Source organism: Sphingobacterium sp. SGR-19 (assembly GCF_011043555.1).
Lineage (GTDB): Bacteria > Bacteroidota > Bacteroidia > Sphingobacteriales > Sphingobacteriaceae > Sphingobacterium.
The window spans coordinates 387,844-401,544 of the sequence record NZ_JAAKGS010000001.1 but is presented as its reverse complement, the minus strand read 5'-3'; the positions used below and the strand labels follow the sequence as shown (position 1 = coordinate 401,544).

Below are 13,701 nucleotides of genomic sequence, written 5' to 3'. Positions count from 1 at the left end.
AACATGGTTCCAGGAGAATACTTTTTGAAGAATGACGATATCAAAGCCAACGTGGGCTATAAGACGAAGACGATATCGGTCGCTAATAGAGGTGACAGACCTATTCAGGTAGGGTCACACTATCACTTTTTTGAAGTGAACAAAGACTTGGAGTTTAACAGAGAAGAGGCATTTGGCATGCGTCTGAATATTCCAGCGAGTACGGCTGTCCGTTTCGAGCCGGGCGAGAAGAAAAATGTCATATTGGTAGAAATTGGTGGAAATAAAGAAATCCACGGTTTCAATGGCTTAACCAATGGTAAGTATACCAATGCGAAGGTGAAAGCTTCGGCTATCGATAAAATGAAGAAACAGAATTTTAAATCTTCTAAATAATTAAAAGAACATATTATGGGAGAATGGAACAGAAGAGACTGGATTAAGATTGTCGGACTGGCAACTGCAGGAGTTGCTACGACAAAACTAAACGCCTTAGGTCTCGAAAAACTAGGCTTGGATAAATCGTCGATTCATTATGACGATGACGGTGCTTTATATATACCACGAGATAAATACGCTTCGCTATTTGGCCCGACTACGGGTGACCGTGTTCGTCTAGCAGATACGGAACTGTTGGTCGAAATTGAAAAAGACTACGCCGTGTACGGCGAAGAAAATAAGTTCGGTGGTGGTAAAACGATCCGTGATGGTATGGGGCAGTCGGCACGTGCCTTGCGTGATGAGGATGTACTCGATTTTTGTATTAATAACGTAATTATCATCGACCACTGGGGTATTGTAAAAGCAGATGTGGGTATTAAAGATGGTAAAATCGTGGGAATAGGTAAGGCGGGTAATCCAGACGTACAGGATGGAGTGACACCGGGCATGGTTATAGGCCCATCAACCGAAGTACACGGCGGTGCAGGCTACATCCTGACGGCCGGCGGCGTAGATACACATATCCATTTTATCAGTCCTACACAAGTGGAAACAGCATTATATAGCGGTGTCACGACGTTTATCGGTGGTGGTACAGGTCCTGCGGACGGAACAAATGCGACAACGGTTACCTCTGGTAAATGGTTTATTCACAAAATGCTAGAAGCCTTCGAGGATTTGCCTATTAATGTCGGTTTCTTCGGTAAAGGGAATATATCCACTACGAAACCTATCGAAGAACAGATTGAAGCTGGCGCATTGGGTGTTAAAATACACGAGGATTGGGGCGCTACGCCGGCAACTATCGATGCGGCATTGAAGGTGGCCGACAAGTATGATGTGCAGGTGGCCATCCATACCGATACGCTGAACGAAGCTGGTTTTTTAGAAGATACGGTTGCAGCGATCGATGGTCGAGTCATCCATACATTTCATACGGAAGGTGCAGGCGGGGGACACGCACCGGATATCATTAAGATTTCGATGTATCCGAACATTATCCCGGCATCAACCAACCCGACAAAACCATTTACGGTGAACACGGCTGAAGAGCACTTAGACATGTTAATGGTTTGCCACCATTTGGATAAAAATGTAAAAGAAGACGTGGCCTTTGCTGATTCACGTATCCGTCCGCAGACGATCGCGGCAGAGGATATTCTACAGGATATGGGGGTCTTCTCGATTATGAGCTCGGACAGCCAAGCGATGGGACGGGTAGGCGAGGTGATTTCCAGAACGTTTCAAACAGCACACAAAATGAAGGTACAGCGTGGACCACTAGAAGAAGATAAAGCCAACAATAACGATAACTTCCGTGTAAAACGATATGTTTCTAAATTTACGATCAATCCCGCAAAAGCACATGGTATCGATAAGTATGTTGGTTCGGTAGAAGTTGGTAAATTTGCTGATCTAGTGCTATGGAAGCCTGAAATGTTTGGTGTGAAACCGGAGATGATTATTAAAGGTGGTATGATCCTTAGCTCGAAAATGGGGGATGCCAATGCATCTATCCCAACACCACAGCCGATTATATATCGTCAGATGTTCGGCAATTATGGTAAGGCTAAAACCAAAACTTCTTTCAATTTTGTATCGAAAGTTTCTATCGATAACGGTACGATTGCGTCTTTAGGCTTATCCAGACAAAGTTTGCCGGTAGAGGGTTGTCGCAAAGTTATGAAGAAAGACATGGTACATAATGACGCAACACCAAATATCGAGGTGAATCCAGAAACATATGAAGTAACAGTGGACGGCGTACTTGCAACTTGTGAACCGTTGGCGGAGCTGCCAATGGCACAACGTTACTTCTTATTTTAATGATCATATCTAATGGCATAACGGGTAATATACGGGCAGATAATACGCTGCTGGAGAAATCTACTGATCAGGTTGAATTAGAATGGTTCGATACCGAAAAACGTGTTTTGAGAGTGCGTACGGTAGATGGTCAGGAAATTGGCTTTCGAAATTTGAGCGGCGCACCGCTGCGGGATGGTGACATCCTATTTGAAGATGAAAATCAACGTATCGTTGTGCGTATATTACCTTGCCTTTGTCTCATTTTCCGTCCACGGAATAAGATGGAAATGGCGACGGTCTGTTTTGAAATAGGCAACCGCCATTTACCTATCTACATAAATGAAGAGGCAGAGGTCATATTGGCTTATGAACGGCCCATACATCAGTTGTTGAAGAAGGGAAACTACGATGTGACAGTGGGCGAACGTGTGATTATACAGACGCTTACGCTGAAAATGCATGAGTGGTCAATAAAAACAAAATTTAATATAACATTAGCAAAACAAGGCGAATGAATCCATTACTGACGCTGTTGCAAATCAATGATTCGGTTTTTCCGATAGGAAGTTTTACCCACTCCTATGGTTTGGAAACTTATATCCATAAGGGGATAGTGCATGATAGCAGGTCTACCGAAGTCTATGCCGAAAAGATGCTGCGCTATAACTTCTTTTATAACGACGCCGCATTTTTCTACGAAACCTGGAAGATATGTGAAAAGAAAGCGTTGAAGCAGAAATTGGTAGAACTTGACAGCTTAATTACATCGCTTAAATCACCTTATGAGATTAGAGAGGCCAGCAAGAAATTGGCGGTCAGGTTTTTAAAGGTGGTAGAGAGTTTCCAGTCTGTAAGGCGTTGCAAAACCTATCTGGAAGCTATTCAAGCAGGTGAAGCGCATGGTCATTACCCAATGGCGTTTGCTATGTACGCGCATGCCCAAAATATCGACTTAGAGGACGCCTTAAGTGCGTTTTACTATAACTCGTTGAATGGGATTGTGACAAACTGCGCGAAGCTTGTTCCGATCAGTCAAATGGACGGACAGAAGATTCTCTTTAAACTCCAGTCTTTGATAAAAGAACTGGTTGATAAGCAGTCGGATATGGATGCAGACATGATAGGGAACTGTTGTGTTGTACAGGATATTCGTTGCATGCAGCATGAAAAACTTTATACAAGAATTTATATCTCTTAATCATTACGATGGAAAGAAATTATGTGAAAATAGGCGTGGCCGGCCCGGTAGGCTCCGGAAAGACGGCCTTGATTGAAAGATTAACACGATCGATGTCAGAAGATTACAGCATCTGTGTTGTTACAAATGATATATATACGCGCGAAGACGCGCAGTTTTTACAAAAAAATTCCGCGTTGCCGGCAGAGCGCATTGCGGGCGTGGAAACAGGTGGATGTCCACATACGGCTATTCGTGAAGATGCATCGATGAATATTGAAGCGGTAGAAGATTTGGTTCAAAAGTTTCCGGACACGCAAATTGTTTTTGTAGAAAGTGGAGGGGATAATCTAACAGCTACCTTTAGCCCCGATTTGGCGGATGTAACCATCTTTGTAATCGATGTGGCCGAGGGAGAAAAAATACCACGCAAAGGGGGGCCGGGTATTACGCGTTCTGATTTATTACTGATCAACAAGATAGACTTGGCGCCGTACGTAAATGCGGATTTGGGTGTAATGGAAAGCGATGCAAAAAGGATGCGGGGCGAACGACCATTTATCTTTACGAATTTGATGTCTCTACACGGACTCGATGACGTTATAAATTGGATCAAGAAACATGCTTTATTAGAACAATAACAGTCGGTATTGATGGATAGTATTATCAAGATTAATGTAGAACGGGAAGGACACCGGAGCGTGTTAAAGGAAAGTTATCACAATGCGCCATATAAGTTAACGCATTATGGTTCCCCTCGGGCCCAGGATCATCTGGAGATGATTATCATGAGTGCCTCTCCGGGAATAATGGACAGCGATTCCTTAGTCATTGATGTACACGTGAAGGAAAATGCACACTTAAAGCTATTTACACAGTCATTTAACAAGTTGCATCCGATGAAGGTGGGTGCATCTCAGGAGACGAATGTATTATTGGATAAAGATAGTATGTTCAACTACGTGCCGCATCCTGTCACGCCTTTTAAAAATTCTATTTTTAAGACGGTGAATACTATCCACGTCAATGACGGTGCGACGTTAATTTGGGGTGATATCATTAGCGCCGGACGGGTGCAACGGGACGAGGTGTTTGCGTTTCGGAAGCTACATAGTATTACCCGTGTCTACCAAGACAGTAAACTGCTCGTGACTGATAATCAATGCCTATTGCCGCAGGAACAACCCGTATCTGACTTATTGTTTTTTGAAGGATATACACACCAAGCCACCCTTCTTTATTGTGGCCCATTTGCGAAACTGATGAAAGGTGAGATGGACGAAATCCTAACAAGGGAGTACGAGGATGTCTCATTTGGATTCACCGAGTGTGCAGAGAACACCATCTTGCTCCGTGCAGTGGGTACCGATGGTGAATTGCTATATAGCTTTCTGACCATGCTGGCGCAAATGTGTTGGGTCTTTACCCAAGACCAGCTGACGAAAAAAGACGAGGAAACTGCCCGCATTGCAGCCCAGGCGCTCCCAAAAGAAACCGGTACAAGCAGGGTCAAAAAAGAAGCAAAAAAGGTGCCTGCAAAAAAAACGACGGGCCAAAAAAAAACAGAAACAACGGAAACCGCTTCTAGCGCCGTGGACGCCAAAAATCTTACTAAGAAGAAGACGATTGGCGGAAAGGGGAAAGAAGTAGCGGAAAAGACCGCGAAAGCGAGGACCGTAAGCAAAAAAGCTGTTTAAATACGTAGAATGATATGCACGAACTAGGTATTGTAAAGGATATTTTTAGAACGTTGGAAGAGGCTTATCCGGATAGATACGAATCTATTGTAAAAATTAACTTGGAGGCAGGCCTATTGAGCAGTTTACAGCCTATACTGATCCAGAATGCTTTTGAAGCTTATGTGATGGATGACACAAGGTTTAAAAATACCGAATTGGAAGTTTCCATATTACCTATCATCGCATATTGTAAGAACTGTGACAAACAGTTTGAAGTGAAATATCACCGGTTTGTTTGTGAATGTGGGCAACCATCGGACACGATTATACAAGGTGAGGAATTAAGAATTAGTCAAGTAACATTTCAGGAGGATAAAAATGAGTAACCCAATAACCCCGAAGAGTAATCAGATGCCGGTGGGTTCTGTACAATGTGATAACACAACGTTGAACTTATTAAAGGCCAACGATTTCGTAGCGAAAGCGATCCGGGAACGTTTGAAAGATGTTTGTGTTATCAATGTTTGCTCGTCACCGGGAAGTGGCAAAACCACGCTGATGCAGGAAACAGGTAAACGCTTGAGCAGCGAGTTGAATATCGCGGTTTTGGTTGGCGATCCCGAAACCGAACGCGATGCCGTCCGTATGCGCGAGGTCGGGATCAATGCACTTCAGATCGTAACAGGAGGTATGTGCCATATTGAAGCACAGATGGTGTTGCAAGCATTGGATCATATCAATTTAGATGGTGTCGATTTGTTGTTTATCGAAAATGTAGGCAATCTGCTTTGCCCTGCAGCGTTTGACTTAGGCGAGGATTACCGCGTCACCCTATTGGCTTCTACAGAAGGTGATGATAAGCCGAAGAAGTATCCGCGTATGTTCTTGACCAGTGAATTGATGCTCGTGTCGAAGGCGGATCTGTTGCCCTATGTTCCGTTCTCGGTTGAAGCGGTTACAAAAGATGCACGCGAGGTTAATCCTAATCTGGAAGTAATTTCGATCAGTACATTAAATGGCGAGGGAATCGATGCGTGGTGCAGTTGGTTAAAAGACAAAGTGCGCGCAAAGAAAGGCATAAAGGGGTAACAATGTATGCTTCCGGTCCAAAAATAGACTTTCTACCGCTCCAATGGTACGAAGTCAATCGAACGGTAATCAAACGGAAGACCGAGGGGGGCAGAGATGTTTCCCTCTCGCGGTTTCCTAAGACGCCTATTTACAACGGCGAGGTGCTCTACGAGACAGACGAGGTTATCGTGAAAGCGCGTGTTGAACCTTGTGCATGTATCGTGTTACATGCGAACGATATGGCGACTATTGGGAACTTTTGCTTTGATGTGGGGAATCGTCATTTACCTATATTTTGTATAGACGATAGGATGGTCGTATCGTATGATGGGCGCCTGTTTCAGGCGCTATCCGCTAAATATGGCGATAAAGTAAGGATGGAGGCAAAAAGACTTGATGTGAGAGATGCCATCAAAGCGTTCGGAAATTATCTATAGCGTTTTGGTACAATATAAAAAGATGCGAAAATATAAGGATGTAGTTTTTAGATATGCGTTACTAGGCTGGTGTGTGGCGGTGCTGATGAGCTGCCAGCAAACTGCACCGCGTACGGATCAGAGAAATGGTACTTATGTCGCAGAGGATAGCAGGGGAACAAAAGTAGCGTTGAAACACCCTGCCAGACGTGTAGTGGTATTGTTTGAACCGATGGTGGACGAACTGTACATGCTACAGGCAGGGGAGGCTATCGTAGGTATTCCCGAACAGGTTTATCAGCATGCTTCTTCTTACCGTTTTCTGTCCAAACTGGACGAACGAATCGCGCGCAAGGAAATTGCTACGCCCACTTATGGAGGTCGAGCGAACAACGTGGAATCGGTTATTGGATTGCGACCGGATTTAGCAATTGTATACGAGCAGGATAAGGAGACGATTACGCAATTGGAAGGGTTAAATATCCCCGTTTTTGCTGTTTCCAGTAAAAATAAACAGCGTATCTATAGTGAACTACGCGGCGTAGCTACATTATTAGGTAAGGAGCAGCGGGCAGCAGAACTTATTTCTTATGTGGAGGAACAACTGAAGAAAATGGACAGACCTACACATGGCGTTCGTAAAAAAGTGTACTATGCGTGGTCGAAAGGGCGTGTTTTGTCCACTTCCGGTAAAGGTTCTTTAATGGATTTGTCTATCGAGGCAGCCGGCGCGGAAAACGCTTGTCCGTTAGAAATGGAGGCGCCTAATATCGGCGCAGAACAGCTTTACAGCTGGAATCCTGATATTATTGTACTGTGGAATTCGAGCTTGAACGATGTATACGATTTAAAAGAACTGGCCGCTCTTCCGGCAGTGAAAAATAAGGAAGTGTATGTACTGACTCCCACCTTCAATTTTGATCCCCACACTATTAAGTTTATGCTTTTTGCGAAGCAATTACGACATTGGTGCTATCCTGAGGAAAGTGCCGAGGAGCTGGAGAAAGAAATTCAAGAAGCGCTGGACACGCTATATGGTAACACAAAAGGGGAGGCTTAACCAATGCAACGGCATTTTAAAATTCTTTTACTTGTCCTGATGCCTTTGGCAGTGGTGTTCTTTTCGTTGTCATTGGGAAGTACAGGTTATGTAGGTTTATCGGACTTAGCGCATTATACCAGGACAGCCATTCAGGATCTCTTCGTTAAGGAATTAACGGAAGCTCCTATGGAGATGGAGATCATCTTATGGCAAGTTCGTTTGCCCCGTATTCTACTCACCTTTATGGTTGGAGCGGCACTGGCGGTCTCGGGAGGGGTGTTGCAGGCGATTTTTAGAAATCCGATCGTTGATCCGTTTTCGTTGGGTATATCTTCAGGTGCAGCGTTTGGCGCGGCATTGTCCATGTTGGTGCCGTTAATCCCGATCAATTTCTCTGCTTTTTTATTTGGTGTTTTGGCTGTAGGGATTACCTATGTTGTTTCTTATTCGGGGGTGCGGACTTCGTTGATAACAATGGTGTTGGCGGGAATGATTATTACCGGTGTTTTTACGGCATTCTTGACTGTATTACAATACCTGAGCGACCCCTATAAGTTGCAAGCCATCGTACAATGGACGATGGGGAATCTCCATACGGCTTCATGGGATAAAGTACAAACAGCATTTTTGCCCATAATAGGTGGACTGGCGGTTATTGCGGCATTTCGTTGGAAGCTAAACTTGCTGGCGTTGGGCGATCAGGAAGCCATGGCAGTGGGCGTTAATCCGCGGAACATCAAATTCGCACTTGTGGGGTTGGCGACAATGATTACAGCGTCTGCTGTGGCTTCCGTGGGTATGATCAGCTTGTTCGGCTTGATTGTACCTCACATCAGTCGTATTGTTTTTGGCCCGAATAACGAAATAGGTATTTTCGCTAATATGAGCATCGGAGGAACATTTTTATTGTTGATTGATGATTTTTCGCGTGCTGTTATGCCATTTGAAATTCCAATAGGCGTTTTTACGATGATACTGGGGGCGCCACTGTTTATTTATCTGATGCGTAAAAACGCTGTAAACTGGAACGCATGAAAGAGTTGATACAGATCCATAACTTATCCTTTTCGTTTGGTAAGCAACAGGTACTTGTCGGACTCACGGCAAATTTCTATGCAAAGGAGCTGACGGTTATTCTTGGAAGGAACGGTAGCGGAAAATCAACGCTTTTCAATATTCTTTCCGGTATGGAGCGCCAATATAACGGTTCGGTACTCTTTGGCGATCAAGACCGAAAACATATCAAATTGGGAAAGAACAGTCCATTGCGGATAGGATTTATGGCACAATTCCATCAAACGACTTTTCCATTTACCGTGTTTGATGTGGTGCTAACAGGTCGGGCCTCATTTTCTAGGTTTGCTCCACGGCAAGTGGATCTCGACTTAGTGGCGGAAAATCTGCGTGCCTTCGGGTTGTGGCACCTAAAGGATAAACCATATACGGCGCTCTCGGGAGGGGAGAGGCAATTGGTTTTGCTGTGCCGAATTTTGGTGCAACAACCGGATGTACTGCTACTCGATGAACCAACAAATCACCTGGACCTGCATTACCAGGTTGCGGTGATGGAACATCTCAAGCGTTTGGTCGAAACTGGTACAACAGTGGTGTCTGTGATGCATGATCCTAACCTTGCACTTTTATATGGCGATCGATTTTATGTGATGCAAGACAAAAAATTACATGGGTTAGAAGAGAAAGACCCAGCTGTGTTGCTTTCCACTTTAGAAAACACCTATAATGTTGCTTTAACAGATGTCCAGCATGATGGGCGAACATTGATAATCCCTAAACGGAAGCGTTTATGATAAACGATATAGACATATTACCTGTAGGCATACGAGATCGTGAAGAAGTTATCGCCTACGTATTGAAAACACGAGAGCATCTATTTCCCATGTTGAACCATCAGGTTATACCGAGAGATTTAAGAGATTTTTCTTCAACGTATGTACAAACCGATGTAGGGGCTTTTTTACAAGCGCGTACAAAACAAGGAAAGCTCATCGGCACCATAGGTATGATGGCGTATGATAATCGTTTTCCCTATTTTTCTTTTACGGGGAGCAAGATTGTCGAAGTTGCGAGGTTATATGTTGAGCCCGCCTACCGGAAATCGGGTCTCGGGACAGCACTTGTACAGCGGTTGAAAACTATAGGACAGCAACAGGGCGTTGAATTATTGTATTTACATACACATCCTTTTCTGGAAGGTGCTTATGAGTTTTGGTTAAAGCAGGGGTTCGATTTGGTCTTGGCATGTGAAGAATCTGGTTTTGAGACATTGCACATGACACTGGATAAGACGAAAGTGATAACGACAGATACTTTTACTTCATTTATGGAGAACCGCTGATGGCAAAAGCTTTTTATACGTTTTGTTTACTGTGTTGCGCAGTGATGAGCTATGCGCAAGTAGATACCACTGTCGTCACCTTAGAAGAGGTATTGATTACCGGTAGGCGGAACAATTCGTATTTAATCAATACGACGGAGCTGGGTGGTAAGTTTTCGGGAATATTGAAAGATCTCCCGCAATCGGTATCGTTAGTGAGTCGTGAATTCATGGAGGATCGACAAGCTTTTCAGATTACGGATATGGTACAGGATCTGGCCGGTGTGAGCCAAGCATCTGTTTATGACGATTTAACCATACGAGGTTTTAACAGTGGTTATGCAAGTGGTCTTCGTTTGGTGAACGGAATGCGCTCAGCCTATGGCTATGGGACTAGTTTTTGGCGTGCACCGCTAACAGCAAATTTGGAAAGTATCGAGGTGCTGAAAGGTCCAGGGGCTTCGCTATTTGGTGATATCGTACCGGGTGGGACGATTAATCTGGTGACGAAAAAGCCGCTCGAAGAACAAAAAACGAATATTGGTTTTAGTGTAGGAAGCTTTCAAACACTTCGGTCTACATTGGATATGGGTGGCCCTTTGGATAAAGACAGCCGATTTTTGTATAGACTCAATCTGGCTTACGAAGCGTCACGTACATTTCGAGATAATAACCAGCGAAAAAATATATTGGTTGCTCCCTCTTTTAGATTTCGTCCTGCAGAAGGAACACAGATTGATGTGGACTTAACCTATGATGATTTTGATGGGTTTTTGGATAGAGGTCTTGGCATCCGAAATAATGATTTCTATGGGCAGGATAGAGCGTTCAATGTAAACCAGCCGACAGATTTTTACCGTTCTAGGTTCTTGACGTTTTCGACCCGTTTGTCACAATACATCACCAGCGATTTGTCTTTGCATGTAAACTACATGAAATCAATATATAGTGAGGATCTGAATGAATTCCGTACACTGAATACGTATGCCAATCCGCCAGAGAATACCATTATGAACATGCGCTTTCTTTCAAAGAAAGTAAAGGATTATACGGATAATCTCGTAAGTTATCTAAGCTACAACCTGCAAAAGCCAGGCCATGCACATCGTTTCGTGTTGGGGGTAGACTATGCACAATACGGTGGAGATAAAAATAACGTACAGCGCGAGGCAAGACGCCGTATGCTGGATGGAGAAGAAGTGCCGCTCACGATTGATCTGGAAAGCCTGGTACGGGATGTTATCGATGTAGGATCTTACGTGTGGTTAGCCCAAGCTGAATTTCCGTTTTTGAATCCGTACAAAAGTATAGGCTTTTATCTGCAAGACCAGATGACTATTGGTGAACGCCTAAACGTAATTGTCGGCTTGCGGCATGAATATTACCGTTCGAGTAGTGCGGATTTGGCGCGGTCTTATGAAACGAGCCAACACGCTTGGTTACCTCGTTTCGGGTTGACATACCATATCAATGACCAAATGAATTATTTCGCGAGCTATTCGCAGGGATATGTTCCGGTGGGGGCAGATTTTATTCACAACCACGAACAATATGGTGCGGATCGCCCATTTTTGCCCGAGCGTAGTTTTCAAGTGGAAACCGGATTGAAAGCAGGGTTCTTTAGCAATCAATTGCAAACAGAGCTTTCTATATTCCATATCGGTAGAGAAAACATGCTAATTGTTACAGGCGAAATGGGCGACAGTGGTTTTCCGGTATATAGGCAATCGGGAAGGGTTATCTCACAAGGGGTAGAATTGGATTTCAGAGGGCAGGTAACGAAAGAACTCCAGGTGATGGCAAATTACAGCTTTAACCGCACCGAGGTGAAATCCTCCTCGCGAGAAATGGAGGTCGGTATGCCATTAGCTAATGCACCGAAGCATATGGGGAGCATATGGATGAAGTATGTTATTCCGCATGCCGCGTTAAAAGGACTGGGATTTGGTGGTGGAACGAATTTTATGAACAGCAGGCGGATGGAGAACCCGATGGCAATAGACGACCAGGGGAATATGAGGTGGGGTGAATGGCCTGCTTACCAGGTCTGGAATGCCGCATTATATTATCATATAAGCGGAGCTCGGCTGAGCCTCAATATCAACAATATATTAGATAAGTATTATTATTTAGGTGGTTTTGATTATACGAGAGGTTTCGTTGGTACGCCCCGTACGTTGATGCTTTCTTTAGGTTTTTCATTTTAGCAGCCATTGGCATCGCGCCTATTGCTAACTACGATGGGGCAAACAATTTCTAAAGTTGTTTGTACTATTATAGACAGGAAATCATTCAACAACCCCTATAAAATGGAAAGCGCGCATGAAAGACACGCAGAACCTGGAAAACCGTATCGAAAAAATAGCAAAGACAGCCAGCGACGACATCGTTGCTGACGCCGATAAACCCACCCACCCAAAACAAGTTTTAAGAGTAGTCGACGCCGTTGTTGTTATCGTCGGTGTCGTAGTTGGCGCGGGTATTTTTCGTACGCCGTCCATTGTTGCAGCAAATACCGGCAGCCCGGAATTATTTTTTGGCGTTTGGATATTGGGCGGGATGGTTTCTTTTATCGGTGCGATGTGCTATGCAGAGCTGAGTACTGCTTTTCCGAACACGGGTGGAGACTATCACTTTTTACACCGTGCCTTTGGTCGACGCTTCGCATTTTTGTTCGCTTGGGCAAGGATGAGTATTATTCAAACAGGCTCTATTGCGTTACTAGCTTTTATTGTAGGAGACTACATGAGTGAACTATATAGTTTGGGCTCCTTTTCTTCCTCTATTTATGCGGCCATGGTGGTCGTTGGACTCACATTTGTCAATATTATCGGTGTACACGTCGGAACAGGAACACAAAAATCCTTAATCAGTTTGCAGTTTATTGGATTGCTCGCCGTGATTGTTGTGGGGCTTTTCTTTGCTCCGCAAAGTAATATTACTGCCGCCGTCACCACGGTCAGCTCTGGTGTAACGCCGGCAATAGGCGGGGCAATGGTGATGGTGTTGTTGACATTTGGAGGATGGAACGAAGCTGGCTATATATCCTCGGAGATGCGAGGAGGTAGTAAAAAAATGGTTACCGTGATGATGGTTAGTATCCTCCTTATTACCGCCATCTATCTATTGATCAATCTAGCCTACTTCAACGTTCTCGGAATTGACGGTTTAGCCTCTTCGGAAGCAGTCGGCGTGGAAACCATGCGTGTAATTATGGGAGATACCGGGGTGTTTCTTGTTGGCTTATTGGTTATCCTGGCCGCACTGACATCGACCAATGCAACCATTTTTACTGGCGCGCGCACCAATCACGCTTTGGGACGGGATTTCTCGATTTTTTCTTTTATGCGAACTTGGAAACCGGAAACATCTACGCCAGTCAATGCACTTTTGACACAAGGAGCGATAGCTGTCGCACTAATCGTTATAGGATCTTTCGCCCGTAGCGGATTTGAATCTATGGTCGACTTTACCGCCCCGATTTTTTGGTTTTTTATATTATGTACCGGGCTGGCGCTTTTTGTTTTACGCCATAAGGAACCGCATACGCCACGTCCGTTTAAAGTGCCTCTGTATCCCGTTCTACCGATTATTTTTTGCCTTACTTCTTCATACTTGTTGTATTCCAGCCTGATGTTCGCTGGAAGGGGAGCATGGCTAGGTGTAGGTGTGCTGTTATTGGGAACGGTCTTTTTCTTTTTTATAGCAGAATCGAAAGACACTAAACAAAAAGCATGACTTTGCTGTATTAC

The 13,701-nt window shown here is 44.3% G+C and carries 14 protein-coding genes and 1 pseudogene; all 15 read left to right on the top strand.

All coding sequences use genetic code 11. The features are described 5' to 3' along the window. Positions 1-3: 3 nt before the first annotated feature. A pseudogene (ureB, locus tag G5B43_RS19310) lies at positions 4-300 on the top strand (urease subunit beta); the annotation flags it as partial. A 90-nt stretch (positions 301-390) separates the two neighbouring features. Next, the gene (ureC, locus tag G5B43_RS01850) at positions 391-2,247 is read left to right on the top strand and encodes an urease subunit alpha (RefSeq protein WP_165293005.1); all 1,857 of its coding nucleotides are present in this window, start codon (positions 391-393) and stop codon (positions 2,245-2,247) included. Beyond that, positions 2,247-2,744 carry an urease accessory protein UreE gene (locus G5B43_RS01845; protein WP_240904688.1) on the top strand — a complete coding sequence of 166 codons (498 nt, stop codon included), beginning with the start codon at positions 2,247-2,249 and terminating at the stop codon, positions 2,742-2,744. The genes ureC and G5B43_RS01845 overlap by 1 nt, the downstream gene beginning before the upstream one ends. Beyond that, positions 2,741-3,427, top strand: a complete 687-nt coding sequence (locus G5B43_RS01840; protein ID WP_165293004.1) for an urease accessory protein UreF — start codon at positions 2,741-2,743, stop codon at positions 3,425-3,427. The genes G5B43_RS01845 and G5B43_RS01840 overlap by 4 nt, the downstream gene beginning before the upstream one ends. An 8-nt stretch (positions 3,428-3,435) precedes the next feature. Beyond that, the gene (gene ureG, locus G5B43_RS01835) at positions 3,436-4,047 is read left to right on the top strand and encodes an urease accessory protein UreG (RefSeq protein WP_165293003.1); all 612 of its coding nucleotides are present in this window, start codon (positions 3,436-3,438) and stop codon (positions 4,045-4,047) included. A 12-nt stretch (positions 4,048-4,059) separates the two neighbouring features. After that, positions 4,060-5,103, top strand: coding sequence for an urease accessory protein UreD (locus G5B43_RS01830; RefSeq protein WP_165293002.1), 1,044 nt, complete (start codon positions 4,060-4,062; stop codon positions 5,101-5,103). 14 nt (positions 5,104-5,117) lie between these two features. After that, positions 5,118-5,471 (top strand): hydrogenase maturation nickel metallochaperone HypA, encoded by a 354-nt coding sequence (locus G5B43_RS01825; RefSeq protein ID WP_165293001.1) that lies wholly within the window; start codon positions 5,118-5,120, stop codon positions 5,469-5,471. Beyond that, complete coding sequence (gene hypB / locus G5B43_RS01820; protein WP_165293000.1) at positions 5,464-6,174, top strand: hydrogenase nickel incorporation protein HypB; 711 nt, start codon at positions 5,464-5,466, stop codon at positions 6,172-6,174. The genes G5B43_RS01825 and hypB overlap by 8 nt, the downstream gene beginning before the upstream one ends. Positions 6,175-6,176: 2 nt before the next feature. After that, a complete protein-coding gene (locus G5B43_RS01815) occupies positions 6,177-6,593 on the top strand; it encodes an urease accessory protein UreE (RefSeq protein ID WP_165292999.1) in 417 nt (138 codons plus the stop codon). A 22-nt stretch (positions 6,594-6,615) separates the two neighbouring features. Then, positions 6,616-7,632, top strand: a complete 1,017-nt coding sequence (locus G5B43_RS01810) for an ABC transporter substrate-binding protein (protein WP_165292998.1) — start codon at positions 6,616-6,618, stop codon at positions 7,630-7,632. Between the two features lie 3 nt (positions 7,633-7,635). Beyond that, positions 7,636-8,649, top strand: coding sequence for a FecCD family ABC transporter permease (locus G5B43_RS01805; RefSeq protein WP_165292997.1), 1,014 nt, complete (start codon positions 7,636-7,638; stop codon positions 8,647-8,649). Continuing rightward, positions 8,646-9,422 (top strand): ABC transporter ATP-binding protein, encoded by a 777-nt coding sequence (locus G5B43_RS01800; RefSeq protein ID WP_165292996.1) that lies wholly within the window; start codon positions 8,646-8,648, stop codon positions 9,420-9,422. The genes G5B43_RS01805 and G5B43_RS01800 overlap by 4 nt, the downstream gene beginning before the upstream one ends. Then, complete coding sequence (locus tag G5B43_RS01795) at positions 9,419-9,970, top strand: GNAT family N-acetyltransferase (RefSeq protein ID WP_165292995.1); 552 nt, start codon at positions 9,419-9,421, stop codon at positions 9,968-9,970. Before G5B43_RS01800 ends, G5B43_RS01795 begins: the two co-directional genes overlap by 4 nt. Beyond that, entirely contained in the window at positions 9,970-12,156 is a 2,187-nt protein-coding gene (locus G5B43_RS01790; RefSeq protein ID WP_165292994.1) for a TonB-dependent siderophore receptor, read from the top strand. The genes G5B43_RS01795 and G5B43_RS01790 overlap by 1 nt, the downstream gene beginning before the upstream one ends. 115 nt (positions 12,157-12,271) lie before the next feature. After that, positions 12,272-13,687: an APC family permease gene (locus G5B43_RS01785; RefSeq protein ID WP_165292993.1), complete on the top strand. Its 1,416-nt coding sequence runs from the start codon at positions 12,272-12,274 to the stop codon at positions 13,685-13,687. Positions 13,688-13,701: the final 14 nt, after the last annotated feature.

Coding starts and splice junctions, on each gene's coding strand:
- ureC (WP_165293005.1), top strand. CDS start 391: ATGGGAGAATGGAACAGAAGAGACTGGATTAAGATTGTCGGACTGGCA.
- G5B43_RS01845 (WP_240904688.1), top strand. CDS start 2,247: ATGATCATATCTAATGGCATAACGGGTAATATACGGGCAGATAATACG.
- G5B43_RS01840 (WP_165293004.1), top strand. CDS start 2,741: ATGAATCCATTACTGACGCTGTTGCAAATCAATGATTCGGTTTTTCCG.
- ureG (WP_165293003.1), top strand. CDS start 3,436: ATGGAAAGAAATTATGTGAAAATAGGCGTGGCCGGCCCGGTAGGCTCC.
- G5B43_RS01830 (WP_165293002.1), top strand. CDS start 4,060: ATGGATAGTATTATCAAGATTAATGTAGAACGGGAAGGACACCGGAGC.
- G5B43_RS01825 (WP_165293001.1), top strand. CDS start 5,118: ATGCACGAACTAGGTATTGTAAAGGATATTTTTAGAACGTTGGAAGAG.
- hypB (WP_165293000.1), top strand. CDS start 5,464: ATGAGTAACCCAATAACCCCGAAGAGTAATCAGATGCCGGTGGGTTCT.
- G5B43_RS01815 (WP_165292999.1), top strand. CDS start 6,177: ATGTATGCTTCCGGTCCAAAAATAGACTTTCTACCGCTCCAATGGTAC.
- G5B43_RS01810 (WP_165292998.1), top strand. CDS start 6,616: ATGCGAAAATATAAGGATGTAGTTTTTAGATATGCGTTACTAGGCTGG.
- G5B43_RS01805 (WP_165292997.1), top strand. CDS start 7,636: ATGCAACGGCATTTTAAAATTCTTTTACTTGTCCTGATGCCTTTGGCA.
- G5B43_RS01800 (WP_165292996.1), top strand. CDS start 8,646: ATGAAAGAGTTGATACAGATCCATAACTTATCCTTTTCGTTTGGTAAG.
- G5B43_RS01795 (WP_165292995.1), top strand. CDS start 9,419: ATGATAAACGATATAGACATATTACCTGTAGGCATACGAGATCGTGAA.
- G5B43_RS01790 (WP_165292994.1), top strand. CDS start 9,970: ATGGCAAAAGCTTTTTATACGTTTTGTTTACTGTGTTGCGCAGTGATG.
- G5B43_RS01785 (WP_165292993.1), top strand. CDS start 12,272: ATGAAAGACACGCAGAACCTGGAAAACCGTATCGAAAAAATAGCAAAG.